Genomic DNA, 24,750 nt, shown 5'->3' with positions numbered 1-24,750 from the left:
TTCACTTGGGACCGTTCTGCTTGAAATCGCCGTAGTACGCCGCACGGGAGTATCGATAACCGCCGTACTTGGACCGGAAGCCGAAGCGTTCCGGCAGGAGCTTGAGACCGTTGAAGACCACGCCGTCCACGGGCGCGCCGGCCTGGATCAGGCGCTTGGCCGTTTCCCGGATCTCGCCCACCGTGTTCATGCCGGAACGCACCACCACCATCACCGCCGCCGCATGCGTGCCCACCACGGCCGCGTCCGGAGACGACAGCACGGGCGCCGTGTCCAGGATCACCATGTCGTATTGGGTGGCCAGCTCGCGCAGGGTCTCGCCGAATACCGGCGAGGCCAGCAGTTCGGAAGGATCGAAGGTGACGGCGCCCGTGGCGATGAAGTCCACGCCCTCGGACACGCTGTGCTTTCTGACGCGGGTCAGCGGGATCGTGCCCGACAGCACTTCGAACAGGCCGTCTTCCTTGGGCACGCCGAAGTAGCGGTTGAGCTGACCCTTGCGGAAGTCGGCGTCGATCAGCAGCACTCGCTTGCCCACGCCGCCCTGGATGAAGGCGAAGTTTGCCGACAGGAACGACTTGCCCACGCCCGCCACCGGACCGGTGAACATGACCATGTTGTTGGCGGACTGGCGCAGCGACGCCTGCAGCACGTTGCGGAAGGACCGCAGGCTTTCTATGGGAGGCGAGTTGCCCTGGCTCTGCGCCAGCAGCGCCGGCACGGTGGCGTTCTTGCGCCGGCTGCGGCGCCACAGCTTGTCCTGCATGTCGCTGTAGGGAATGGCGGCCAGCACCGGCAGGCCGGTATGGCGCTCGACGTCCTCGGGCTCCGACAGGCCGCCGAACAGCGCGTTGCGGACGAAGGCGCACAGGATGCCGAAGATCAGGCCGATCGCCGTGGCCACGCCGATGATGATCGCGGCCTTGGGGCGCACCGGCTTGTCGGGCTGCACGGCCGCATCCAGGATGCGCACGTTGCCCACCTTGCCGGCGCGGATCAGCTTGAGCTGCTGGGCGTTGTTGAGCAGCGCCGTGTACAGCTCGGTGTTGACCCGCACGTCGCGCACCAGGCGCACCACGTCCTGCTCAAGGTCGGGCAGCTGCTTGATGTTGTTGCCGATGCGGTTCACGTCGCCCGTCAGCGAAGCGATCTGGCGGTCGATGCCGACGATGCTCGGGTGCGTCGGCGCAAAGCGCGTGATCAGCTCCTGGCGCTTGGAACGCAGCTCCATCACCTTGGTCTGGGCGTCCACCGACTGCGCCAGGATGAGCTTGGCCTCTTCGCTCAGGTCGATCGTGCCGCGCTTGTTGCGCAAGGCGTTGTACTTGGTTTCGGCGGCGTCCAGCTCGCCCTTGAGCTGGGGCAGCTGCTGCTCCAGGAACACCAGCGACTTCTCGGCCTGCGCGGACTTGCGGTTCACGTTCTGCTGCACGTACTCCTGGCCGATCTGGTTCAGGACCGCGGTGGTCAGCGCGGGATCGTTGCCTTCCAGCGTGACGCCGATCACGCCCGACGCGCGACCCCGCTCGAAGATCCCCATGTGCGACTGCACGTTCTCGATCGCCGCCAGGCGCGAGCTGCGCGACACGGTGAACTCGGTGCCCGGACGGCCCGCAAGCGCGTCGACGTGCACGTCCATCGCGCCTCCGCCCGGCAGCAGGAAATGCTCGGGCTTGCCGACCGTGCCGGTGAAGGTGGCGCCGGTGAGCTTGTCGCTCAAGGTGTAGCGCCCTTCTCCCAGCGCGGTCAGGCGAAAGGGCTTGCCCAGCCACTCGTTGGGCACGTCCAGCTGCGAGATCGCGATGGCTTCTCCGCCCCAGGCGTAGCCGCCGCGCGGAAAGCTCGACGGATACGGCAGGCTTTCATAACGCTGCGCCAGCCATTCTCCCACCACCGGGAAATAGCGCGGCTTGGCGTGGATGTACAAGAGGAACTTGTCGACGGCGGGGCCGACGACCATCCGCGAACGCAGCACTTCCATTTCGCCGGAGGTCTCCGCCTTGGTATCGAACATCGACGACACGTCGCCCAGCAGGCTGCGCGCCTGCCCGCCGGGCAACTCCTCCTCGACTTGCACGATGATGTCGGCCGAGTAGACGGCGGGCGTCACCATCACGTAGGCCAGGGCGCCGAGCAAAGCGATCATGGTGATCGCGATGATCATCCACCGGTTGGAAAAAATGGCGTCCACGTGGGACGACAGGGGGGTTTCCTGCTGACGGGCCGGGACTGGCGGCTCGAACGATTCGATAGGCAACGACATGCAGCTCTCCAAGAGAGGGCGCCGCGGCGGTTGCGGCGCCCCCAAAGGGGTGGTTTTGAGACGGACTAATCGATGGACCTGACGGTCTGTACCGTTTGCGCGCTCGGGAAAAGATTGCTGATGAAGCGGTTCCACCGCACCAGGCCGGCCGAATCCACGAACACGACGTCTTTAGGTTGCAACTCGAATTTCTCCGCCACGGCAAGGGCTTGCGGCGAACCGGCGTTCAGGTGGAACACCAGCGGCGTCGCCTGCTCCGTGCTGCGAACGACAAACACCTGCGACGGATCTGAACTCAGCTGGTTAGGCCCCCCCGACACACCCAGCGCTTCCGTCAACGACATGCGCCCGTCACGCATCACCGGCGCTCCGGGTATGAACACTTCGCCCATCACGAACACCTTGCTGTCGTCTCGCGATGTGACTCTCACGATGTCTCCCGCCTTCAGCATCACCTGGTTCAAATCCTGGCCGCGCTCGATCAACGCAGGCAGGTTCACGCGAGTACGCCGGCCGTCGCGGATCACGTAGACCGCGCTGCGGTCTCCGGTCGGCAAAATGCCGCCGGCCCTGTTGATCGCTTCCAACAGGGTCATAGGGACATCGTTGATCGCGACCGTCCCCGGCGTCGTCACCTCGCCGTCGACGTAGATGCGCTTGCTGCGATATCCCAGAACGCGTACGGTGATCTGCGGGTCCTGGATGTACTTGCTCGAACTATTGACTATGAGATTGCGAGCCTGAAGTTCCGTCAACCCCGCCACTTTCAGCAGTCCGGTATACGGAAATTGGATATATCCAGTGGATGAGACCGTATAGCCCGGAATGCCCGAGGCGGTATCCCCAATAGCTAGTTCCGTTGCCCCAGACCCAATGGCGTAGGTTTGCGTCGGAAGCACGAGCTCGGGGTGATCCCACACGACGATCGAGAGGATGTCCCCCGGCCCGATGAGGTAGGGCCCCGGCTTGCCAAACAGATGATCGATGCCCTCGTTGTCAAGCAGCGCCTGCCGCGCGCGCTGGTCCTCGAGAACCAGGGTTGGCGTGATCTCCTTGATGACTGCCTTCGAGTTGGGATCCAGCGGATCCGCGAGCTGATTGGCATTGAAGGTCATACCGGGAGAGAGGGCGCAAGCGCCCAGCGACGACACGAGCGCGATAGCGGCTATGGCTCGGCTCAACGTTCCGAAAAATGTAGTCATGGCAAATCCACTGTGAATGACTTCGTTGCTTGGAAAGGAGCCCGATGCGTAACGGGTTGCGACATTCCACTCTCTTTTCTCGGCCCCGCACATTCGACGGATGTCCTAAGCCTTCTCCTACATCGTTTGGAGGTTTCGGGTAAACCGCGCACTCAATAAGATTTTGTCGGTGGCCACATGCTTTGCGGCACTGCACTTTTCTTGCTGGTTGCAAGCAAGTCAGGTCGAGGGGATCGCCATGATAGCTGCGGCATGCGGGCCTTGAAATCTGACAGGTCTGATGTCTTTCGCTCTTCGCAGGCTCTAGTTTTATATCGCGCAATGCCTCCATTCGGGAGGCGCGCAATGTCGCCCGAGCCAGAGCATTTTTTTCACGTGGAGTACGTGTTGAAAGACTGCGCGAAGGCCGACTCCACATGAACAGGAGCGAGTGATGGACCCGTCCCAAACGGACACGTCGACAAAGTTCAGCGCGGCAAGCTATCTCTATCGCTTGCTCGACGCCGCGATCGTCATTGCCTGCGGCCTGACTGCCACCGGCTTGAAATTCTCGGACGACGCCGTGGTCGATCCCCCGCAGATTCATTTGTTCCTGATCTATCTGTGCGGCCTGGGCGTGATCGCCATCTTCCCGGCCTTCCGTCTGTACGTGTCCTGGCGCGGCCGCCTGTTGACCGACCTGGTGGTGCGCAGCCTAGCCGCGTGGGCCACCGTTTTCGCGCTGGGAATATTCGTCAGTTTTCTCATGCACCAGACCGGAGCGGTATCCCGCATATGGGCGGCTACCTGGTTCGGCACGGCGGCGCTGGCCCTGGCCGGGGTGCGCATCGCCGTCTATGCGGCGCTGGGCGCCGCGCGCGACCGCGGGCTGAACAAGAAGCGCGTGCTGCTGGTGGGCTTCGGCGCCTTGGGCCACGACCTGTGGCGCCGCGTCGAGAAGTACCGGGAAGCCGGCTACGAGGTGGCCGGCATCTATGCGGAGCCGCACGAAATCCTGCCGCCGCAAGTGCGCCGCCTGCAGGACCTCGACAACCTGCACGCCTTCGTGCATGAGAACAATGTGCGCGAGATCTGGATCGTGCTGCCGATGGAGGCTGGCCAGGAACTGCGCGAAGTGCTCTACCACCTGCGCAACGACCTGGTGGATATCCGCTGGATTCCCGACGTGATGTCCATCCAGCTGCTCGGCCACCGCATCGGCGAGTTCCTGGGCCTGCCCGCCATCCAGCTCAACAGCCTGCCGGCGGCCGGCGTGCGCGGCTGGGCCAAGGAAGTCTTTGACCGCGGCTTCGCCCTCTGCGCGCTGATCGGGCTGTTGCCCGTCATGCTGACCGTGGCCCTGCTGGTCAAGGCGACGTCGCGCGGCCCGGTCTTCTTCACCCAGCCTCGCCTGGGCGTGGACGGCAAGGTGTTCCATGTCTACAAGTTCCGCACCATGACCGTGCACCAGGAGCATGGCGTGGTCACGCAGGCCACCCGCAACGACAACCGCATCACGCGGATCGGCGGCTTCCTGCGGCGCACCAGCCTGGACGAGCTGCCGCAGTTCCTGAACGTGCTGATGGGCGACATGTCCGTTGTCGGCCCGCGGCCCCACGCGCTGGAGCACAACGAAATGTACAAGGACCTGGTGCAGCGCTACATGATGCGCCACCGCGTCAAGCCCGGCATCACCGGATGGGCGCAGGTCAACGGCTTTCGCGGGCAGACCGACACGCTGCGCAAGATGAGCGATCGCGTCGAGCACGACATCTACTACATCCAGCACTGGACGTTCAGGATGGACCTGCTGATCATCGCCCGCACGGCGTTCTCCGGATGGACGGGCCGCAATGTCTACTAAGCCGTTGGGATGGCCCGTGCGGGAGGCGCCGGCGGTGCGCGGCGGCGTGCTGGCCCGGGCGGACTTCCGCCAGGCGGTGGAGATGCTGCCCCTGGTGTCGATCGACCTGCTGCTGCGCGACCGCGACGGCCACTACCTGACCGGCCTGCGCGCGAACCCGCCGGCCCAGGGCGCCTGGTTCGTGCCCGGCGGCCGCATCCGGAAGAACGAGTCCCTGCGCGACGCGCTGCGCCGCATCGTCCAGGACGAGCTGGGCCTGTCCGTGCCCGAAGCGGCATGGAAGCCGCGCGGCGTGTACGAGCATTTCTATGGCACCAATTTCGCGGGTGAAGCCGGACGCTCCACCCACTACGTCGTCCTCGCCTACGAGGCCGAGCTTTCGTTGGATACCGCAAGCCTTCCCCTGGCCCAGCACGACAGCTACCGCTGGCTGCCCGCGGAAGTGATCGCCGCCGACCCCGGCGTGCATCCGTACACCCAGGCCTACTTCAAGGAGTGAGCGCCATGACCAATCCCCCTCCCCCGTACCGGGCAGTCATACTCTGCGGCGGATCAGGCTCGCGCCTGTGGCCGCTGTCGCGCGAACTGCTGCCCAAGCAGTTCATCCGTTTGACCGATGACCGCAGCCTCCTGCAGAACACCCTGCGGCGCCTGGGCGCGGCGGGCGCCGAGGCCAGGCCCACGCTCGTGTGCAACGACGCGCACCGCTACATCGCCGCGGAGCAGGCCCTGGAGCTGGGCATCAAGGACGTGGAAGTGATCCTGGAGCCGTTTGCGCGCAACACCGCGCCGGCCATCGCCGCGGCCACGCTGCGCGCCATGCGCGACGGCGAGGACCCCATCATGCTCATCATGCCGTCGGACCATGTGCTGGAGGACGGCGAGGTGCTCAGCGCGGCGTTCGCCGAGGCCTACCAGGCCGCCCGCCAGGGCGCGCTGGTGACGTTCGGGATTACGCCCACCGCCCCGCTCAGCGGCTACGGCTACATCCAGGCGGAGGAGCCCGGCGCCATGGCGCCCGCGCGGCGCGTGCGCCGCTTTGTCGAAAAACCGTCGCCGGAAGTCGCGCAGCGCTTCATCGAGGACGGCGGCTACTACTGGAACAGCGGCATGTTCGCCTTCCAGGCCTCCGTGTTCCTGTCCGAGATGGCGCGGCTGGCGCCCAAGATCCTGGAGCAGGTGCAGGCCGCCGTGGCCACGGGCCACGGGGAAAACGCACTGTTCCACCTGGACGGCCCCTCGTTCGAGGCCTGCCCCAGCGACTCGATGGACTACGCCATCATGGAACGCACCGACAGCGCCGTGGTCATTCCGCTGGCGGCCTCCTGGAGCGACGTCGGCGCATGGGACGCGGTCTGGGGCATCGCCCAGAAGAACCTGGAAGGCAACTCCACCACCGGCGACGTCATGGTGGAGGACTCGCGCAATTGCCTGATCCACTCCACCAGCCGGCTGGTCGCCTCGGTGGGCCTGGACGACATTGTGGTCATCGAAACGGCCGATGCCGTGCTGGTGGCGCACAAGTCGCGCTCCCAGGACGTCAAGCGGCTGGTCGAGATATTCAAGACTCAGCACCGGTCGGAGCTCAACCACCATCGCGAGGTGCAGCGGCCTTGGGGTTCCTACGACTCGGTGGGCCAGGGGCCGCGCTACCAGGTCAAGCGCATCACGGTCAAGCCGGGCGCGCGCCTGTCCTCGCAGATGCACCACCACCGGGCCGAGCACTGGATCGTGGTGTCGGGCACGGCGCGCATCTACAACGGCGACAAGCAGTACCTGCTGACGGAGAACCAGTCGACCTATATCCCGCTGGGCGAGGTCCACAGCCTGGAGAACCCGGGAAAGATCCCCCTGGAGATCATCGAGGTGCAGTCGGGCGCGTATCTGGGCGAGGATGACATCGTCCGCTTCCAGGATATGTATGGCCGTGTCTGACCACGGGCGGTACAGCGAAGACAAGCCATTCTGGCGCCCGGGCATGGCCCGCATCTGCCTGCCCGTGGCGGCGCTGTTCTTCGCCGTCCTGGTGACGGTGGGCAACCTGCCCGGGCTGGCGGCGGACATGTCGGACGCCTTTGGCGACAAGCGCCTGCACCTGGCGGCCTACGCCTTCCTGACCGGGCTCATCTACGTCTCGGTCAACCGGCGCCCGGCCCTGACGGCCATGTTGGCGGCCACCGCCCTGGCCGCGCTGGATGAAGCAATCCAGTCCTTTTTTCCCTACCGACAGGCTGAATTATTAGACCTTTTGGCCGATATCTTAGCGGCTGGTGCAACAGTAATCTCATTGCACATTGGTACCGCAGCCTTCGGCTCCTTTCGTGCAGTCACTAAGTCTTAAGGACACAACCATGCCAAAACGGGCACTGATTACCGGCGTTACTGGCCAAGACGGGGCCTATCTGGCGGAGTTTCTGCTGGCCAAGGGCTATGAGGTCCACGGCATCAAGCGGCGTGCTTCGCTGTTCAATACCGCGCGCATCGACCATCTGTACCAGGATCCGCACGACCAGCCCCGCAATTTCGTCCTGCACCACGGCGACATGACCGACTCGTGCAGCCTGATCCGCATCGTCCAGTCGGTGCAGCCCGACGAGATCTACAACCTGGCCGCGCAGAGCCACGTGGGCGTCTCGTTCGAGGAGCCGGAATACACGGCCAACGCCGACGGACTGGGCACCTTGCGCCTGCTTGAAGCCATCCGCATCCTGAAGCTGGAGAACAAGTCGCGCTTCTACCAGGCGTCCACCTCCGAGCTCTACGGGCTGGTGCAGGAAACGCCGCAAAAGGAAACGACGCCGTTCTATCCGCGCAGCCCGTATGCGGCGGCCAAGCTGTACGCCTACTGGATCAGCGTGAACTACCGCGAAGCCTATGGCATGTACGCGTGCAACGGCATCCTGTTCAACCACGAATCGCCCAAGCGCGGCGAAACCTTCGTCACGCGCAAGATCACCCGCGGCCTGGCGCGCATCGTGCTGGGGCTGCAGGAATGCCTGTACCTGGGCAACCTGTCCGCGCTGCGCGACTGGGGCCACGCCCGCGACTACGTCGAAATGCAGTGGCTGATGCTGCAGCAGGACACGCCGGAAGACTACGTCATCGCCACCGGCATGCAGTACAGCGTGCGCGAGTTCATCAATACCGCCGCGCGCGAGCTGGGCATCCTGCTGGCCTGGGAAGGCGAAGGCCTGGAAGAGACCGCGACCGTGCTCTTTTCGCCGGTTCACGACGTCAAGCCCGGCCAGGTCATCGTGCGCGTGGACCCGCGCTACTTCCGCCCGACGGAAGTCGAAACCCTGCTGGGCGATCCCACCAAGGCGCGCGAAAAGCTCGGCTGGTCGCCGCGCACCTCGTTCGCGCAGCTGGTCAAGGAAATGGTGGAAAGCGATCTGAAGGACGCGCGGCGCGATGCGCTAGTCGAACAGAACGGCTACGAAATCTACGCCTACAAGGAGTAGTCCGACATGACGAACCTGGACCAACGCGTGTTTGTCGCCGGCCACCGCGGCATGGTGGGCGCGGCGATCACCCGCGAACTGCACCGCCGCGGCTACCCCAACGTGCTGACCCGCAGCCGGGAGGAGCTGGACCTGGAGAACCAGAACCAGGTGCACCGCTTCTTCTCGACCACGCCGGTCGACGTGGTGTATCTGGCGGCCGCCAAGGTGGGCGGCATCCTGGCCAACCAGACGCATCCGGTGGACTTCCTCTACAAGAACCTGATGATCCAGTGCAACGTGATCCGCGCCGCCTATGCGGCCGGCGTGCGCAAGCTGCTGTTTCTGGGTTCGTCATGCATCTACCCCCGCGAGGCGCCGCAGCCGATCCGCGAAGACGCCCTGCTGACCGGTCCGCTGGAAGCCACCAACGAGCCCTACGCGATCGCCAAGATCGCGGGCCTGAAACTGTGCGAGGCCTACCAGCGCCAGTATGGCGCGCGCTTCATCTGCGCCATGCCGACCAATCTGTATGGCCCGCACGACAACTACGACCTGCACAGCAGCCATGTGCTTCCCGCCCTGATCCGCAAGTTCCATGAAGGCCGCGAGGCCGGGCAGGAAAGCGTGACCATCTGGGGCACGGGCACGCCGCTGCGCGAGTTCCTGTACGTGGACGACCTGGCGCAGGCCTGCGTCATGCTGATGGAGCATCCGGACGCCGAGGGCATCTACAACATCGGCGCCGGCAAGGACATCTCCATCGCCGACCTGGCGCAGCTGGTGGCGCGCGTCGTGGGCTACGGCGGCAACATCGTCTACGACAACGGCAAGCCCGACGGAACGCCGCGCAAGCTGATGGATTCGTCGCGCGTGCAGTCGCTGGGCTGGAGGCCGGAGATTTCGCTGACGCACGGCATCACGCTGGCCTACGGGCATTTCCTGCGCGAGCGCACTCAACACGCGCTGCCCGTGGCCTGACGGCCGCGCCAGCATGACCGACGGGGTTCCCGATGCTTGGATTCGTAAGGAAACACATCGCCGGCAACGCCTCCTTCTGGGGGCTGGTCGAATACGGCATCGGCCCCGTCGCCGCGCTGGTGGCCTTGCCCATCCTGTTCCGGCAGCTGGGAACGGTGGGCTTTGGCCAGTATTCCATGATCATCGCGCTGGCCGGCTTCGGCAACGCGGCCAACCTGGGCGCGGCGGTGACGGCGACCAAGCTGGTGTCCGAACGCATGCACGAGCCGGGCGGCGCCTACCGCGCGGCCGGCGTCAGCATGTCGCTGATCGGCTGCGCGCTGGCGGTCGTGACCCTGGCGGCCGTGCTGCTGTGGGGCGTGGTCGGCCTGGGATGGCCCGCGGCCACATTCGGCGGCGTGGCGGTGACCATGCTGGCCATGCCGGCGCTGGCCATCTACCTGACGCAGCAGTATGACCAGCTCTTCTCGGGATGCCTGAAGGGCCGCGAGGACTTTCGCGCCACCGCGCTGTGCGAGGTCTTCAGCCGAGCCGGCACGATGGCGCTGGCCTGCGCGGCGGCCTCCTTGACCGCATCGCCCACCTGGACGGGCCTGGCCCAGGCCTTCGGCCTGCTGCTGGCCGGCACCGTAAAGATGCGCGTCTTCTCCCGCGCCTACGGCCGCGTGCTGGTGCGCCCCGTGCGCGACCGCGGCGCCATGATGGACGCATTCAAATTCTCGCGCTGGTCGTGGCTGAACAGCCTGAGCGCGCTGGCCTTCGGCTCGGTGGACCGGGTGCTGGTCGGCAGCCTGATGGGCCCGGCCGCGCTGGCCATCTACACGGTCGGCGTGCAGGTCGGCCAGATCATCCATACCGCCGCGGTCGCCATCTTCCAGAAGGCCATGCCGCGCATCAGCCGCCTGTCCGTGTCGCCGCCGTTTCCGGGCGCCGCCGAACGCGAGATCCGCCGCATGATGCTGTGGAACCTGGCCCTGTCGGCCGGCGCCACGCTGGCGGTGCTGGCGGTCAGCCATCCGCTGCTGAACCTGCTGCTGGGCGCCAACGTCGCCACCGGCCATCTCGGCACCTTCCAGCTGCTCATCGTGGCGTCAGGCCTGCTGTCCCTGAACGCCGCAGCGCATTTCTCCCTGCTTGGGCTCGGAAATTCCCGGGCCGTCGCCATCCTGAACGGCCTGGGCGGGCTGGCGATGCTGTGCGTCATGGCGGGGCTGGTACACGCGGCAGGGGAGCACGCCGCGGCTTGGGGCCGCATGGCCTACGCGGCGATCACGCTGGCCGGCGTGGCACTCGCCATTCGTCAATCCCGCCCCGACTTCCCGGGCGCCATGCCTGCGGCCACCCGATAACCAACATGCTGAGGTCCTACATGCGCAAGCGTCATAACGAGTATTCACGTCAGCTCATCGACTTCGTCCGCGAGCTCCGCCCGCCAGCGCCCATCGCCGGCGGCCTGTTGCCCAAAGTGACCATCGTGACCCCCTCGTTCAACCAGGCCAAGTTCCTGGAGCGCACCATCCTGTCCGTGCTCAACCAGGGCTACCCGCGCCTGGAGTACATCATCATCGACGGCGGCTCCACCGATGGCAGCGTGGACATCATCAAGAAGTACGAGCGCTACCTGACGTACTGGGAAAGCACGCCGGACCGCGGCCAGTCGCACGCCATCAACAAGGGCTTCGAACGCGCGACGGGCGACTATGTGGGCTGGCAGAATTCGGACGACCTGTACTTCCCCGGCGCGCTGCGCAAGCTGGGCGCGGCGGCGGCGCGCGGCCGCGCGCCCATCGTCAGCGGCAACCTGTTCGTGGCGGACGCGGACAACCATATCTTCCGCAAGATCCACTACACCCCCGTCAACCGCGGCACGCTGACGGTGGTGAAGGCGTCCATTCCCAACCAGTCGGCCATCTTCCGCCGCGACCTGCTGCGCAAGTACGGCCTGCTGCAGGAGAGCATGCGCTACTGCATGGACCTGGAGCTGTGGAGCCGCCTGCTGCGCGAGGGCAAGAACCTGATCGTGCCGGATGCGCTGGGCGTCTACACCGCTCACGACGAGACCAAGACGGCGCTGATGCAGGACGTGCTGCTGGAAGAGCGCGAGCAGATCGTCACGCGCATCCGGCGCACCGAGCCCGGCCTGGGCAAGCTGTTCGAACTGTCCTGCCGGGCCTCCAAGGTGGCCGCCCATGCCCGCCAGGGCGACCTGTCGTACCTGTTCGAGAAGCTGACCACCAAGATACTCGGACGCGACGACTGGACCTCGCACTAGGACCGGCCGACACCGCATGGAGCCGCAATGAACCCGCACCGCCGCTTCTCCACCCTGCACCTGCTGGGCATGTTCGCGTTCACCGCGCTCGCTCTGAACGACGACCGGTTCATCCTGGGCGTGGGCAGCTTCAAGCTCTCGCCCTTCGATGTGCTGTTCGTCGCCATGCTGGCGGTCAAGGCGCTGAGGCTGGCGGAGCCCAGCGCCTATGCCCTGCCCCGCGGCGTGCTGGGCATGCTGCTGGGCTTCCAGACCCTGTCCGTGATCTACCTGCTGCTGGTGTCCATGGACCATCCCGGCATCCAGACCGGCGACGTGGCGCGCGACCTGCGCATCGTGTTCTATTTCTTGTGTACGCCCTTTCTTTGCTACAAGGACATCGACAGTCCGGCCGCCTACGCGGTGCTGCAAAAGTACATCGTGGCCGCTTGCCTGGCGGTTGCCACGCTGATGCTGCTGGAACAGATGCAGGGCTTCAGCGTGGCCAATCCGCTGCGCAACGTGCGGCTGGGCGTGTGGGCCATCCCGATGGGCGTGGTGTCGCTGCTGTACTTCCGGCGCACGCTGAACGTGTCGGGCCCGAAGGCCTACGCGCTGACGGTGTACATGGTGATGGCGCTGGTTTTCTCGCTGAACCGCAGCCAGTACCTGCAGCTTGCGGTCTCCGTCGTGATCGCCGTGATGCTCGGGGGCAGCTCCGAAATCCGGCGCCGCGCCGTGCTGATCTTTGCGCCCGCGGCGGTCGCCGGCGTGCTGATCTTCGCCAGCATCGGCTACCTGGATGTGCTGACCAACCGCATCTTCAGCGTCGAAAAGCTGGACGAGGATTCAAGCTACGGCGCGCGCATCCAGGAAATGGAAGGCCAGATGGACTTCTTCGCGGAAAGCCCCGTGTTCGGCAAGGGCGCCGGGTTCCGCAGTTGGGTGATGGGCGAAAACGGCTTCGAGCTCAGCACGTTCGCGCATAACTCCTGGGCTTTCTACCTGATGAAGTTCGGCGTGGTGGGCACGTTCATGATCATGCTGCCGCCCCTGCTCATCCTGCTGCTCACGCTGTTCAGGCGCTACGCGCATCCCGGCCTGGAGATGCACCGGCGCTACCTGCTGGCCACGGCCCCGATCTACATCTTCATCGATTCGCTGTCCGGCGGCCTGGCCTATGCGCCCAAGACCGCCTTTACCGGATTCCTGCTGTGCTATTGCCTGTCCCTGATGCGCAATGCGCAGATCATGCCCGTGCCGCGCAAAGAACCGCCCACCCCCAGACACCGCCCGGACGCCGTGCGCCGGGCGCCACCGCGAGTAATACCTCATGCCTGATGTCCTGTTTGTCGCGCCAGACTTGCACGGTGGCGTCGGAAGATGCGTCGCCTTCATCGTGGATGCCTTGCCGGAACAGGGCGTCGATTCCGCCCTGTTCCTGCTGCGCTCCCGCAATCGCGAGTATCCCATCGCCAACCCCAAGGTCACCCGCGCCCTGCCCGTCATCGAATCGCCAACCAAGCTGCGGCTCATGCTGCCGCTCGCCTTTTTCCGGCTGCTCGCCCAGATACGCCGCGACAAGCCCGCCATCGTCTGCTCGCACGGCCTGCTGTGCAATATGCTGGTCGTGCTGGCCAAGAAGGTCCTGCGCGGCAACTTCAGCACGGTGGCCTTCGAGCACAGCAGTCCGGCCATCCATTACGGCGCCTCGCGCATGCGGCGCCTGAAGTGCTGGCTGGTGAGCCAGACCTATCGCCGCCACGACGCAGTGGTGGGCGTCTCGCGCGGCGTCAAGGAAGACCTGGTCAGCATGTTCCCGCCGCTGCGCGGCAAGGTCCACACCATCTACAACGGCGTGCCGCTGGACAACGTGCGCCGGCAAGGCGCCGGGCGTCAAGCCGACGCCGACAGGGAGGCGCCGCTAAACGTGGTGGCCGTGGGCCGGCTTGAGGCCGTCAAGGATTACGCCACCCTGATCGACGCAGCCGCCTTGCTGGACGATCCCGGCATCACCTTCACGATCCTGGGAGAAGGGTCCGAACACGCCGCCCTGCAGAAGCGGATCGACGACAAGCCATCGCGCAGCCAGGTCACGCTGGCCGGCCACATCGACAACCCGTTTCCGATGATCGCGGGCGCGGGCGCATTCGCCCTCACATCCCTCCGCGAGAGCTTCGGCAACGTGCTGGTGGAGGCGCTGTGCCTGGGGGTGCCCGTGATCTCCACCGACTGCCCCCATGGCCCCGCCGAAATCCTGGACGCGGGCCGCTACGGCCTGCTGGTGCCGGTCGGCGACGCCGCGGCGCTGGCCGAGGCGGTGCGGCGCCTCGCCTATGACGGCGCCATGCGCGAAAAGCTGGCCGCCCAAGGGCCGGAGCGCGCGGACGCCTTTTCCCTGGAGCGGCACTGCCGCAACGTCATCGAGCTATTCCAGCCGCTCATGCAGCGCGGCACGCCCTGAACAGGACAGCATCATGCAGAAGATACCGGTATCCGTCGTGGTCATGACGAAGAACGAGGAACGCAATATCGCCAAGTGTTTAAAGGCCCTGGTGGAATTCGACGAGGTCTTCGTGGTGGACTCCAACAGCACGGACGCGACCTGCTCGATCGCCACGGCGCTGGGCGCCCGCATCTCGAATTTCCAATGGGACGGCAAGTACCCCAAGAAAAAGCAATGGTGTCTTGAGCAGTTGCCGTTCACGCATTCCGTGGTGCTGTACGTGGATGCCGACGAGGAAATGACGCCCGGCCTGGCCGCCGAGATACGCGAGGCCCTGCCGCGCTTTGCCGCGGGCGCCGGCGGCGCCTTCGTGCCGTTCGACTACGTGTTCTGCGGCAAGAAGCTGGAACACGGCCACCGCGTCTACAAGCTGGCGCTGCTGGCCCGCGGCCGCTCCCGCTTCCTGGACTACGACGACCTGGACGTCGCCAACATGTGGGAAGTGGAAGGCCACTACCAGCCGCAAGTCGAAGGCGAGACCTTCGCCCTGCGCCAGCGCATGGTCCACAACGACCATGACTCGCTCTATCACTATTTCGACAAGCACAACCGCTATTCGGACTGGGAAGCCAACCTGCGCACCAAGGGGCTCATGAACGATCCCCGCGAAGCCAATGTGGGCGTGCGCTCCCTGCTCAAGCGGATCTTCCAGGCGCTGCCGTTCAAGGCGCCGATCTCGTTCCTGCATTCCTACGTCTTCCGCCTGGGCTTCCTGGACGGCAAGGCCGGCTACGACTACGCCGTGGCGCGCGCCATGTACTACTGGCAGATCCGCATCAAGACCGAAGAGATCCAGAAGGCGCAGCGCGCCAGCGCCGCCAGCGCCCGTCGCGATGCCGTGGCGGGGGCCGCCAAATGAGCACATTGCAGCGCTTGGACCAGTTTGCGCTGGCGCCGGGACAGCGCGGCCGCTCGGCCTTGACCGTGCAGCTGTGGTGGATGGTGCAGGGGACGATTTTCCGCTGGTCGCCACAGGTGGCGTATGGATTCCGGCGCTGGCTGCTGCGCTGCTTCGGCGCGCGCGTGGGCCACAAGGTGCTGATCCGGCCGACGGCCACCGTGACCTATCCCTGGAAGGTGGAGATCGGGGACTATGCCTGGATCGGCGACGACGCGGTGATCTACAGCCTGGGCCCCATCCACATCGGCGCGCATGCCGTGGTGTCGCAGCGCAGCTACCTGTGCGCGGCCGACCACGACGCCGGACAGCCCGATTTTCCCTTGCGCGAGCGGGCCGTGCGCGTCGAGGAAGGCGCGTGGGTGGCGACCGACGTGTTTGTCGGCCCGGGCGTGACCATCGGACGCGAAGCCGTGGTCGGCGCGCGCAGCTCGGTGTTTCGCAACATGCCGCCCGCGATGGTATGCCACGGCAATCCGTGCCGGCCCATCCGGCCCCGCATGGCCGGCCCGACATGAAAATACTCCTGTACGGCATCAACTACGCGCCCGAACTGACCGGCATCGGCAAGTACACCGCCGAATTGGCGGAATGGCTGACCGCGCGCGGCCACGAGGTCAGCGCGGTCACCGCGCCGCCCTACTACCCCCAGTGGCGGGTCCACGACGGCTACCGCGCCGGACGCTACGCCAAGGAAGAGCGCCGCGGCGTGACCGTGCGGCGGGCTCCGCTCTGGGTGCCCGCACGGCCCGGCGGGCTCAAGCGCCTGATCCACCTGGCCAGCTTCGCGCTGTCCAGCCTGCCCTCGCTGCTGCGCGCCGCCGCCGGCCGGCCCGACATCATCCTGGTCGTGGAGCCCGCGCTCTTTTGCGCGCCCGCCGCCTGGCTCGCGGCGCGCCTGTGCGGCGCCCGCGCCTGGCTGCACATCCAGGACTACGAAGTGGACGCGGCGTTCGAGCTGGGCCTGCTCAAGGGCGCGCGCCTGCGGGGGATGGTCAAGCGCGCGGAGCGGTTCCTGATGCGCCGCTTCGACCGCGTCTCCACCATTTCACGCCGCATGCTGGAACTGGCGGTGGCCAAGGGCGTCGACCCCGGCCGCGCCGTGCTGCTGCCCAACTGGATCGACGTCGACGCCATTGCCCCGCGCGCCGATGGCGGGGACTACCGCGCGCAGCTCGGCATTCCCGGCAACGCCATCGTCGCGCTGTACTCCGGCAACATGGGCGGCAAGCAGGGCCTGCAGACGCTGGCGGATGTGGCGCGCCGGCTCAGCCGCGAAGACCGCCTGTGGTTCGTGTTCTGCGGGCAGGGCCCGGAACGCGTGCCGCTGCAAGAGAAATGCAAGGGACTGGCCCGAGTCGTCTTCATGGACCTGCAGCCGGCCGAACGCCTGGGCGCGCTGCTGAACACGGCGGACATCCATTTGCTGCCGCAGCGCGCCGGCGCGGCCGACCTGGTCATGCCGTCCAAGCTGACCGGCATGCTGGCCAGCGGCCGGCCGGTGGTGTGCGGCGCGGCGCGGGGCACGGAACTTGCCGGCGTGGTGGCGCATTGCGGCCTGCTCACGCCGCCCGAAGACGCCGTGGCCATGGCCGAAGCCGTGCGCAAGCTCAGCTACAACTCGCAGATCCGCGAGACGCTGGGCGCGGCCGCGCGCCAATACGCGCTGGCCCACCTGCACGTGGATGCCGTGCTGGCTGCGGCGGAACGCGAATTCGCAGCCCTAGTGGCTTCGAAAGGCAAGCCCGCCGCCGCGGACGCGCGCGCCCGCGAAGGCGATATCTGATCCCTGCCCCAGGGCCCCCGCTGGCGGGCCCGCGAACGCGCGCCCGACGCTTGCCAAACGAACCAGGGCCTGTGCGGGCTGCATCGCAACCCGCACAGGCCCTGACTCCATGAGCCCCCGTCAGCCCCCGCCGTCGCTCTTGCCCGGCGCAGGGCTGTTGGCGTTTCTGACCAGCCCCATCTGCACGGCGATATAGGCCGCCTCGGCCTGGTTGCGCGCGTTCAGTTTCCAGTAGAGCGTGCGCGCATGGCTTTTCACGGTGGCCACCGATATGCCCACCTGCTGGCCGATTTCGCGCATCGTCTTGCCTTGCACCAGCAGCTGCAATATCTCTTCCTGCCGCTGCGTCAGCTCGCGCAGTTCCTGCACCGGCGCGTGCGTGGCGCCTTGGGGCCGCCCGGCAGGCTGCGGATAGCACTCGCCCCCCGCCATCACCAGGCTGACCGCCGCGGCCAGCGCGTCGGGACTGGAGGCCTTGGGCAGATAGCCCGCCACCCCCGCCCGCGCGCAGGCGGCCATCACGCTCTGGTCCAGGGCGGAATAAAGCACCAGCACCAGCCGGGGCATGAAGAAAGCCATCGCCTGCGATAGGAGCCCTACGTCCTGTTCAGCCACCCCGCTGCAACCGACCACCAGCAACTCCACTGGGCGGTTTATCGAGCTGGACATATTGAGCAGATGGGCTGGCGAAATGGCCAGGATATCGTCGGCGTTCCGCACACGTTCCAGCACATGCTGGATTGCGACACGAAGCAGAGCGTAGTCTTCGATCAGTACGGTTGTCATCCCGGGAAGAACCTTGTGACGCATGGCCCATACACGGTTCCCAAGACGCTGGCGCAGCGCGGCGCGAGGCGCGGGTTCATGCGCTTCGCCAGATTCAAGGGAATCTCGTCCGCGGCATTGAATCGCAATGGCGAGACTAAGTGATTCGCCCTCTCAATCCATGCTTGCGGACACAACCCATGCTATCAGCGGCTACGTCCGCTGAATCTCGTTCAGGAGGATGATTGGTGGAGGAAAGCAGCAGCACTGCAACTGCGGATACTGCTGTGTATGCCTTAGCCGCGATGGCTATGCGCGAACCCGGCAGCTGCGGAACAAGCGCGTTCCATGCTGCCGGGCAGGCAGCGCATCCCGTCGACTACCCAAGCTTGCGCCCATAAAGCTGCCCGGCGTCCGCATCCCTGCCATTCGGTTCATGCCATTCCAAGGTCGCGCCGCGCTGCAGCGCCGCGTATACGGCCTCGCCCTTGTTCTTGACATGCAGACGCTGGTAGAGCGTGCACGCATGCGTCTTGGCCGTCGCCACGGAAATATTCAGCATGCGGCTGACGGTCTTGATCGGATAGCCCCTGGCCAGCAACACCAGCACTTCGTACTGGCGCGGCGTGATTTGAAGCAACTGCGCTCCCGCGCTGACAGGCATAGTGCCCTTGGATGCGCCATCGTCCGCGTCCCGTGCCGGCAGGGCGCAGACCGTCGAAGCCGGAGCCTGCAGCGCCTGTTCGCTGGGGAAGCACTGCCCGCCCGCCATGACCAGGCGAATCGCGGCCTCGAGAATCTCGACCGAGGCCGTTTTCATCAGGCAACCGTAGACGCTCGCGCCAGGCAGGCCCTGCACCGGCATCGGCAAGGGCATGACATCCGTCAACAGAAGAATCCGTTTCGGCGTCAGCACGCGCTGGATCTCGTGCAAGGCGCTCCAGGCCTCGTCGGTATCCACCGGCAATCCATAGATCAGGAGATCGGCGCCAGCATGCACGCCATCGGCCTTGGACACATCCGCCAAGCCCATCCCCTCGATTTCCCACACATCGTCCAACTTGCTCAGTATCTGCCACAACCCCAACCGCAAGAGCGGATGGGCTTCAATCAGGACCATCTTGGCCATGGTGTCCTCCCGGTTTTTCGACGGGCCTAGAAGGGATCTTCGCTGTGCTGAAGACTATTTTTTTTCCAGCCCCGCGGGGGTGGACCGCATATCCCGGAATATCTAATGAAGCTGGACCGGGGCATTTGGGCTGGGAGACTTTGGTAGCCAACATAACGGATGGCATGAACCCATCTTATGGTTCGGATTTGTCAAAATCAAGACGTTTCAGGGCGATATAATCCGATAAAATCAGAAATCATTCGTTAGCCTTAATCACGATCCTAAATACGGATGAGACGATCATCTCCTCCTTTTTACCGCTAGGGTTTCCACCAGCCCCTCTGCCGCATCTCTGCGTTTTCCCTATGGAAAATCTCCGCAGGGGCGCCTGCAACCGCGCTCCCACCATTGTTACAGACGAAAAAATGCCGCGCCGGGACATCCGCCGGACGCGGCTCGAAACAGCTGTATGTGAGGGGAAAGCTGTCTATATGTATCTGCGGACACATTATGCCCGGGCGCGTTCCCTGCATTCGAAATATAGGTAACATTTTTATTTTCGTGCCGGCGGACGGATTTACTCCATGTAGGCGAAGTCAAATACCGTGTGCCCCCCCTGGTGATGCCAATGGTGCATTGAAGCATGGCGTTTTCTCAGGAAGCTGGCGTAGTGGATCTCGCCATCGGTTTCGACGTAGGTGGAAGGGGAAAGCTCTTCGATCCGGTTGAGCGACACGCCCTTGCCGTAGTGACAGAAGCCCTGGTACTGGGCGCAGCGGATCACGTCTCCGCTAGGCGAGACAACGATTCCGGCGTTGCGCGCGCGCATCGGGTTGCGCACGATCGGGTTGCAGGCGTGCGGCGTCCACTCCGTCGAGCGCGGCGAATCGGAAAAGAACGCGAACAGCTCGTCGCAATGGCTTTGGCCATCCGTCCTGTCGATATTAGTTAATAGCCACCAATATTCTCCGTGTTTGAAAATAATGGTGTCAACCGCCGATATATTCGTCATCAGATTTACGTCAAGCTCCCATTTAAGCGGAAATTCAGTGCATTTCCAGAGCTCGATACTGCGATTTCCACACGTCTCCGGCACCATGTACGTCACGCCGTCGTGTTCGAATATATACGGAAATGACAGGTGGTAAGGCAGGTTCAGCGCGGTGCCAAGCAGCCGGAAAGCCCCGTCGGAGTAGGTCGCGACTGAAATCGTGCCCTTGCGGGAAGTGAAATCATAATCCTCGAAGAATATATATGGCTTCTTGTCGTGGGTATATACAAACGGGTCCGCAAAAAATCTGCCCTTGGGCGGCTGCAATACCATTGCCTCCGAAACCACCGCTTGTTGCCGGGCCGACGGAAACATACCAATCCGCCAGCGCACATTGCGCTTCATGATGCGCCGCACAATCAAATCCGACATTAACCAGGCCTGGCGAGCGATATATGCCGCGCTATCCCACTCCGCGGGATCGGCGCGGCGCGGGCCGCTCATGATCTGCATGCCGGGCGGCGCGACGCCCTGGGTGGCGCGGGCCAGGGTCTGCAGGGCATCGTAAAGCATGAAATTTCCCAAACTGAATGCGCGCGCCTGATTCTTCAGCCAGAACACTTCCGTGTTGAAACTGCGCTGGTCCAGCAGCTCGTCCTCGTCCGCGTTCGCCGCGATCCGCCAGAGTTTCACGGTGGTGTGATCCTCGCGCTGGAAGACCTCCCAGAACCCGGCATAGCGGCTGGTCGCCACCGCAATATCCGAATAGCTCAGCTGCCATACGCCCAGGCGCGCCCAGCCCATCATCTGCGCGCGCGTCGCCAGCGACGCGCCCAGGGTGATCACCAGGTCGAGCTCCAGGACGTCGACTTCGCGCTGCCCTGCCGCATCCTCCGCGCCCGGCTCCAGCGGCAGCACCGGCACCGCGTCCGACGGCAGGCTCTCGCGCAAGTCGCGGCACGCCAGCATCAGCCTCTGCTTCTGCGGCAGGAGCTTGCCCTCCAGGCGCGAAAGCGTGCCGAACAACGCCTTCACGCCCAGGCGGGGCGCCTTGTCGATGCCCTCGCTGCTCATCACCAGCAGCGCGGCGAGTTCGAAATCCTGACTATGGACGAGCCACTCAACCATCTCATGCATCCAGCCGGGTTGCTCATACCCGTCAACCAGCAGTCCCACTCTGTAGGTCTTCATTTCTCCTGCTCCTGTATCTGGGCGATCAGCCTGCCGCGCCGAAACGGCGAAGGTTTCACCAGGCGCGTACACGGGGCAATGCATTCAAGTCCTCGCGCTGATACTGCGGCGTTTTGCGCCTCGCTTCCAGACCACATTCATCCTAGGGCGGCCGTCCGAGGACGAACGGCTCAGCCTCACCCTCCCACCTTGAATTGCGCTCATCCGCAAGCCCGGTTTGGCGTCATCCATCCGGCGGAGTGGAGCGGCCCAACGATGGCCGGCCAGAGTCGGAGCCGCGAAGTTAGGGGTAAACCCTATTGGGGATAGCCGAGGCTCGCTTCTCGTCCAAGGCTCACGCATAATATTTTTAAACAAACGTTTGAATTCAACCTTATGCAAGAAATCAGATCCCTCACCACCCGCGAAACCATTCTGGACACCGCCGAAGCCCTGTTCGCGCAACAGGGCCACGACGGCACCTCCATGCGCCAGATCACCGGCGTCGCCGGCGTGAACCTCGCATCGGTGAACTACCACTTCGGCTCCAAGGAGTCACTCGTGCAGGCGGTGCTAAAACGCCGCCTGGAAGTGCTGAATCGCGAGCGCCTGCGCCTTTTGGACGAACTGGAGGCGCAATCCGGAGGCAAGCCCTTAAAGCCGTCGCAGATCGTGGACGCCTTCTTCGGCACGCTGCTGCGGCTGGCAGCCGACCCCGCCCAGGCCGGCAGCACGTTCCTGCCGCTGCTCGAACGCACCATGACGGACCCCTCTGATTTCATACGCGCGCTGTTCGCCGAGGAATACGCCGACGTGCTTGACCGCTACCGCAATGCGCTGTTCGCGGCGCTGCCGGACGTGCCCAAGGCCGAAATCATGTGGCGCTTCCAGTTCATGCTCGGCGCCACGTCGTACGCCATCATCGGCACCGACCTGCTGCGGTCGGTCACCGGCTGGACCATCGACGAAGCCGAACAGCCCAACAACCCGGACCTGCTGCTGCCCCGCCTGATGAGCTTCCTGCTTGGCGGCCTGCGCGCGCCGCTGCCGCAGGTGCCCTAATGATTGGAAGGTGTCTGACACCGATGACAAAGGTGTCTGACACCGATGAGACGCCTGCGCAGACTGGAGTTCATCTCTCGACGGTGTCAGACACCTTGATTGGACAATTCACGGAGACAAAGAAATGAACGCAGTCATCCTCGCGCTGGTTGTCATCGCGCTCCTGGTCGCCGTCGCGCTGGGCGTGCGTCCCATCCGCCGGGCATTGCTGTCCGCCCCGATCTTCAACATGTACCGCAAGGTGCTGCCGCAGATGTCGGACACCGAGCGCGATGCGCTGGAAGCGGGCACGGTGTGGTGGGAAGGCGAACTGTTCCGCGGCCGGCCCGACTGGAGCCGCCTGCTGGCCTACCCCCGCCCGCGCCTGACGGACGAGGAGCAGCGCTTCCTGGACAACCAGGCCGAGACCGCCTGCCGCATGGTCAATGACTGGAGCGTCACCCAAGAGCGCTTCGACCTGCCCGCCGAAGTCTGGAACTACCTGAAGGCCGAGGGTTTCCTGGGCATGATCATCCCCAAGGAATACGGCGGCCTCGCCTTCTCCGCGTTTGCCCATTCCGAAATCGTGACCAAGCTGTCCACGCGCTCGTCGGCGCTGGCCGTGTCGGTCATGGTGCCCAACTCGCTCGGGCCCGCCGAACTGCTGCTGCACTACGGCACCGACGAGCAGAAGAACCACTACCTGCCGCGCCTGGCGCGCGGCGAGGAAGTGCCCGCCTTCGCGCTGACCAGCCCGTGGGCCGGCTCGGACGCCGCCGCCATCCCCGACAGCGGCATCGTCTGCAAGGGCGAATGGCAGGGCCGCGAAGTGATCGGCATGAAGGTCACCTGGGACAAGCGCTATATCACGCTGGCGCCCGTCTGCACCCTGCTGGGCCTGGCGTTCCGCCTGTATGACCCCGAGGGCCTGCTGGGCGGCGCGAAAGACCTGGGCATCACCTGCGCGCTGGTGCCGCACGACCACCCCGGCGTGGACACCGGCCGCCGCCACTTCCCGCTGAACGCCATGTTCATGAACGGGCCCACGCGCGGCGCCGAAGTCTTCATGCCGCTGGACTTCATCATCGGCGGCCCCGCCATGGCCGGCCAGGGCTGGCGCATGCTGATGGAATGCCTGGCCGCGGGCCGCTCGATCTCGCTGCCCTCCTCCAACACCGGCATGTCCAAGCTGACGGCGCGCGCCGTGGGCGGCTATGCGCGGGTGCGCAGCCAGTTCCGCACGCCCGTCGGCAAGTTCGAAGGCGTGGAAGAGGCGCTGGCCCGCATCGGCGGCCACACCTACATGATGGACGCCGCGCGCAGCATGACGGCGGGCGCCGTGGACCTGGGCGAAAAGCCCTCGGTGGTGTCGGCCATCGTCAAATACCACGTGACGGAACGCGCGCGCCAGGTCGTCAACGACGGCATGGACGTGATCGGCGGCAAGGGCATCTGCCTGGGACCGTCCAACTTCCTGGGCCGCGCCTACCAGCAGATTCCCATCGGCATCACCGTGGAAGGCGCCAACATCCTTACCCGCAGCCTGATCATCTTCGGCCAGGGCGCGATCCGCTGTCACCCCTATGTGCTGGCCGAGATGCAGGCCGCGCAGTCGCCCGACCGCCAGCAGGGGCTGACCGACTTCGACCGCGCCTTCTGGAGCCATGTGGGCTTTGTGGCGAAGAACAAGCTGCGCGCGCTGGGCACTGCGCTGACCGGTGCGCGCTTTGTCGGCGTGAACGCCGACGTGGCGCCGGGCATGAAGCGCTACTACCAGCTGCTCAGCCGCTATTCTGCCGCCTTCGCCCTGCTGGCCGACACCTCGATGCTGGTGCTGGGCGGCAGCCTGAAGCGCCGCGAGCGCCTGTCGGCGCGCCTGGGCGACGTGCTCTCGCAGATGTACCTGATCAGCGCCACGCTCAAGCGCTTCGAGGATGAAGGCCGCCAGGCCGCCGACGCGCCGCTGGCGCACTGGTCCATCCAGGACGCGCTGTTCAAGGCGCAGGAAGCCTTCGACGGCGTGCTGGAAAACTATCCCAACCGCTTCGTCGCCTGGAGCCTGCGCCGCATCATCTTCCCCTGGGGCCACAGCCAGACTCAGCCGTCGGACCAGCTTGGCCAGGAAGTGGCGCGCCTGCTGATCAGCCCCAGCGCGACGCGCGACCGGCTGACGGCCGGCTGCCACCTGCCCGACAGCGCCGACGAGCCCGTGGGCGCCATCGAGCAGGCGCTGGCCGCGACGCTGGAGGCCGAGCCCATCGAAGCCAAGATCCGCGAGCTTGAAAAGCGCGGCGCGCTGGACGGCAATCCGCAGGCCAATGTGCGCGACATCGCCGACGCCGCGGTCGCGATCGGCGGCATCACGGCAGAAGAATATGCGGTCGTGAAGCGCCGCAACCGCTTGCGCGATACGGTGGTGAAAGTGGATGATTTCCCCTTTGACCTTGGCGCCACCGGCGCGGCCCAGCCCGCCGCCGAACGCAAGGTCGCCTGAGCGAGGGA

The 24,750-nt window shown here is 65.3% G+C and carries 20 protein-coding genes; 15 read left to right on the top strand and 5 right to left on the bottom strand.

Annotated features, from left to right (window positions below):
* Position 1 precedes the first annotated feature (1 nt).
* Both ACFWP0_RS16820 and ACFWP0_RS16815 read right to left on the bottom strand, forming a co-directional pair.
* Positions 2-2,263, bottom strand: a complete 2,262-nt coding sequence (locus ACFWP0_RS16820) for a GNVR domain-containing protein (RefSeq protein WP_377843871.1) — start codon at positions 2,261-2,263, stop codon at positions 2-4.
* 65 nt (positions 2,264-2,328) lie between these two features.
* Positions 2,329-3,465, bottom strand: a complete 1,137-nt coding sequence (locus ACFWP0_RS16815) for a polysaccharide biosynthesis/export family protein (protein WP_377843869.1) — start codon at positions 3,463-3,465, stop codon at positions 2,329-2,331.
* 433 nt (positions 3,466-3,898) lie between these two features.
* Here ACFWP0_RS16815 and ACFWP0_RS16810 point away from each other — a divergent pair, with 433 nt between their 5' ends.
* Genes ACFWP0_RS16810 through ACFWP0_RS16750 form a run of 13 tightly spaced genes read left to right on the top strand, consistent with a single transcriptional unit; the run spans position 3,899 to position 17,170 of the window.
* Positions 3,899-5,308 carry an undecaprenyl-phosphate glucose phosphotransferase gene (locus ACFWP0_RS16810; RefSeq protein WP_377843867.1) on the top strand — a complete coding sequence of 470 codons (1,410 nt, stop codon included), beginning with the start codon at positions 3,899-3,901 and terminating at the stop codon, positions 5,306-5,308.
* Positions 5,309-5,354: 46 nt separating this feature from the next.
* Complete coding sequence (locus ACFWP0_RS16805) at positions 5,355-5,807, top strand: GDP-mannose mannosyl hydrolase (RefSeq protein ID WP_377844136.1); 453 nt, start codon at positions 5,355-5,357, stop codon at positions 5,805-5,807.
* A gap of 5 nt (positions 5,808-5,812) precedes the next feature.
* Entirely contained in the window at positions 5,813-7,243 is a 1,431-nt protein-coding gene (locus ACFWP0_RS16800) for a mannose-1-phosphate guanylyltransferase/mannose-6-phosphate isomerase (protein ID WP_377843865.1), read from the top strand.
* 43 nt (positions 7,244-7,286) lie between these two features.
* Entirely contained in the window at positions 7,287-7,649 is a 363-nt protein-coding gene (locus ACFWP0_RS16795; protein WP_377844134.1) for a VanZ family protein, read from the top strand.
* 10 nt (positions 7,650-7,659) lie between these two features.
* Positions 7,660-8,769: a GDP-mannose 4,6-dehydratase gene (gene gmd / locus ACFWP0_RS16790; RefSeq protein ID WP_377843864.1), complete on the top strand. Its 1,110-nt coding sequence runs from the start codon at positions 7,660-7,662 to the stop codon at positions 8,767-8,769.
* 6 nt (positions 8,770-8,775) lie between these two features.
* A complete protein-coding gene (locus ACFWP0_RS16785) occupies positions 8,776-9,729 on the top strand; it encodes a GDP-L-fucose synthase family protein (RefSeq protein WP_377843862.1) in 954 nt (317 codons plus the stop codon).
* 32 nt (positions 9,730-9,761) lie between these two features.
* On the top strand, positions 9,762-11,078 hold the full coding sequence (locus ACFWP0_RS16780) for an oligosaccharide flippase family protein (RefSeq protein WP_377843860.1): 1,317 nt from the start codon (positions 9,762-9,764) through the stop codon (positions 11,076-11,078).
* Between the two features lie 20 nt (positions 11,079-11,098).
* Positions 11,099-12,001, top strand: coding sequence for a glycosyltransferase family 2 protein (locus ACFWP0_RS16775; RefSeq protein ID WP_377843858.1), 903 nt, complete (start codon positions 11,099-11,101; stop codon positions 11,999-12,001).
* A gap of 27 nt (positions 12,002-12,028) precedes the next feature.
* Entirely contained in the window at positions 12,029-13,321 is a 1,293-nt protein-coding gene (locus ACFWP0_RS16770; RefSeq protein WP_377843857.1) for an O-antigen ligase family protein, read from the top strand.
* Entirely contained in the window at positions 13,314-14,444 is a 1,131-nt protein-coding gene (locus tag ACFWP0_RS16765; protein ID WP_377843855.1) for a glycosyltransferase, read from the top strand. The genes ACFWP0_RS16770 and ACFWP0_RS16765 overlap by 8 nt, the downstream gene beginning before the upstream one ends.
* Before the next feature lie 13 nt (positions 14,445-14,457).
* A complete protein-coding gene (locus tag ACFWP0_RS16760; RefSeq protein ID WP_377843854.1) occupies positions 14,458-15,345 on the top strand; it encodes a glycosyltransferase family 2 protein in 888 nt (295 codons plus the stop codon).
* Positions 15,342-15,902: a putative colanic acid biosynthesis acetyltransferase gene (locus tag ACFWP0_RS16755; protein WP_377843852.1), complete on the top strand. Its 561-nt coding sequence runs from the start codon at positions 15,342-15,344 to the stop codon at positions 15,900-15,902. Before ACFWP0_RS16760 ends, ACFWP0_RS16755 begins: the two co-directional genes overlap by 4 nt.
* Positions 15,899-17,170, top strand: coding sequence for a glycosyltransferase WbuB (locus ACFWP0_RS16750; RefSeq protein ID WP_377843850.1), 1,272 nt, complete (start codon positions 15,899-15,901; stop codon positions 17,168-17,170). Before ACFWP0_RS16755 ends, ACFWP0_RS16750 begins: the two co-directional genes overlap by 4 nt.
* 120 nt (positions 17,171-17,290) lie before the next feature.
* Here ACFWP0_RS16750 and ACFWP0_RS16745 read toward each other — a convergent pair whose 3' ends face one another.
* From ACFWP0_RS16745 to ACFWP0_RS16735, 3 genes are all read right to left on the bottom strand, one after another.
* Positions 17,291-17,956, bottom strand: a complete 666-nt coding sequence (locus ACFWP0_RS16745; protein ID WP_377843849.1) for a DNA-binding response regulator — start codon at positions 17,954-17,956, stop codon at positions 17,291-17,293.
* Positions 17,957-18,314: 358 nt separating this feature from the next.
* Positions 18,315-19,064, bottom strand: coding sequence for a response regulator transcription factor (locus ACFWP0_RS16740; RefSeq protein WP_377843847.1), 750 nt, complete (start codon positions 19,062-19,064; stop codon positions 18,315-18,317).
* Between the two features lie 559 nt (positions 19,065-19,623).
* A complete protein-coding gene (locus tag ACFWP0_RS16735) occupies positions 19,624-21,228 on the bottom strand; it encodes a hypothetical protein (protein WP_377843846.1) in 1,605 nt (534 codons plus the stop codon).
* Between the two features lie 375 nt (positions 21,229-21,603).
* On the opposite strand from ACFWP0_RS16735, the gene ACFWP0_RS16730 reads away from it, so the two are divergent.
* Both ACFWP0_RS16730 and ACFWP0_RS16725 read left to right on the top strand, forming a co-directional pair.
* A complete protein-coding gene (locus ACFWP0_RS16730; protein WP_377843844.1) occupies positions 21,604-22,269 on the top strand; it encodes a TetR/AcrR family transcriptional regulator in 666 nt (221 codons plus the stop codon).
* Positions 22,270-22,393: 124 nt separating this feature from the next.
* Positions 22,394-24,742: an acyl-CoA dehydrogenase gene (locus ACFWP0_RS16725; RefSeq protein WP_377843843.1), complete on the top strand. Its 2,349-nt coding sequence runs from the start codon at positions 22,394-22,396 to the stop codon at positions 24,740-24,742.
* The last annotated feature ends 8 nt before the right edge of the window (positions 24,743-24,750 follow it).

The sequence above is a fragment of the Achromobacter sp. NPDC058515 genome, from assembly GCF_042721735.1.
Lineage (GTDB): Bacteria > Pseudomonadota > Gammaproteobacteria > Burkholderiales > Burkholderiaceae_B > Achromobacter.
The sequence above is the reverse complement of the archived record's forward strand: the minus strand, read 5'-3'. Positions and strand labels throughout refer to the sequence as shown.

Coding starts and splice junctions, on each gene's coding strand:
- ACFWP0_RS16820 (WP_377843871.1), bottom strand. CDS start 2,263: ATGTCGTTGCCTATCGAATCGTTCGAGCCGCCAGTCCCGGCCCGTCAG.
- ACFWP0_RS16815 (WP_377843869.1), bottom strand. CDS start 3,465: ATGACTACATTTTTCGGAACGTTGAGCCGAGCCATAGCCGCTATCGCG.
- ACFWP0_RS16810 (WP_377843867.1), top strand. CDS start 3,899: ATGGACCCGTCCCAAACGGACACGTCGACAAAGTTCAGCGCGGCAAGC.
- ACFWP0_RS16800 (WP_377843865.1), top strand. CDS start 5,813: ATGACCAATCCCCCTCCCCCGTACCGGGCAGTCATACTCTGCGGCGGA.
- ACFWP0_RS16795 (WP_377844134.1), top strand. CDS start 7,287: ATGGCCCGCATCTGCCTGCCCGTGGCGGCGCTGTTCTTCGCCGTCCTG.
- gmd (WP_377843864.1), top strand. CDS start 7,660: ATGCCAAAACGGGCACTGATTACCGGCGTTACTGGCCAAGACGGGGCC.
- ACFWP0_RS16785 (WP_377843862.1), top strand. CDS start 8,776: ATGACGAACCTGGACCAACGCGTGTTTGTCGCCGGCCACCGCGGCATG.
- ACFWP0_RS16780 (WP_377843860.1), top strand. CDS start 9,762: ATGCTTGGATTCGTAAGGAAACACATCGCCGGCAACGCCTCCTTCTGG.
- ACFWP0_RS16775 (WP_377843858.1), top strand. CDS start 11,099: ATGCGCAAGCGTCATAACGAGTATTCACGTCAGCTCATCGACTTCGTC.
- ACFWP0_RS16770 (WP_377843857.1), top strand. CDS start 12,029: ATGAACCCGCACCGCCGCTTCTCCACCCTGCACCTGCTGGGCATGTTC.
- ACFWP0_RS16765 (WP_377843855.1), top strand. CDS start 13,314: ATGCCTGATGTCCTGTTTGTCGCGCCAGACTTGCACGGTGGCGTCGGA.
- ACFWP0_RS16760 (WP_377843854.1), top strand. CDS start 14,458: ATGCAGAAGATACCGGTATCCGTCGTGGTCATGACGAAGAACGAGGAA.
- ACFWP0_RS16755 (WP_377843852.1), top strand. CDS start 15,342: ATGAGCACATTGCAGCGCTTGGACCAGTTTGCGCTGGCGCCGGGACAG.
- ACFWP0_RS16750 (WP_377843850.1), top strand. CDS start 15,899: ATGAAAATACTCCTGTACGGCATCAACTACGCGCCCGAACTGACCGGC.
- ACFWP0_RS16745 (WP_377843849.1), bottom strand. CDS start 17,956: ATGACAACCGTACTGATCGAAGACTACGCTCTGCTTCGTGTCGCAATC.
- ACFWP0_RS16740 (WP_377843847.1), bottom strand. CDS start 19,064: ATGGCCAAGATGGTCCTGATTGAAGCCCATCCGCTCTTGCGGTTGGGG.
- ACFWP0_RS16735 (WP_377843846.1), bottom strand. CDS start 21,228: ATGAAGACCTACAGAGTGGGACTGCTGGTTGACGGGTATGAGCAACCC.
- ACFWP0_RS16730 (WP_377843844.1), top strand. CDS start 21,604: ATGCAAGAAATCAGATCCCTCACCACCCGCGAAACCATTCTGGACACC.
- ACFWP0_RS16725 (WP_377843843.1), top strand. CDS start 22,394: ATGAACGCAGTCATCCTCGCGCTGGTTGTCATCGCGCTCCTGGTCGCC.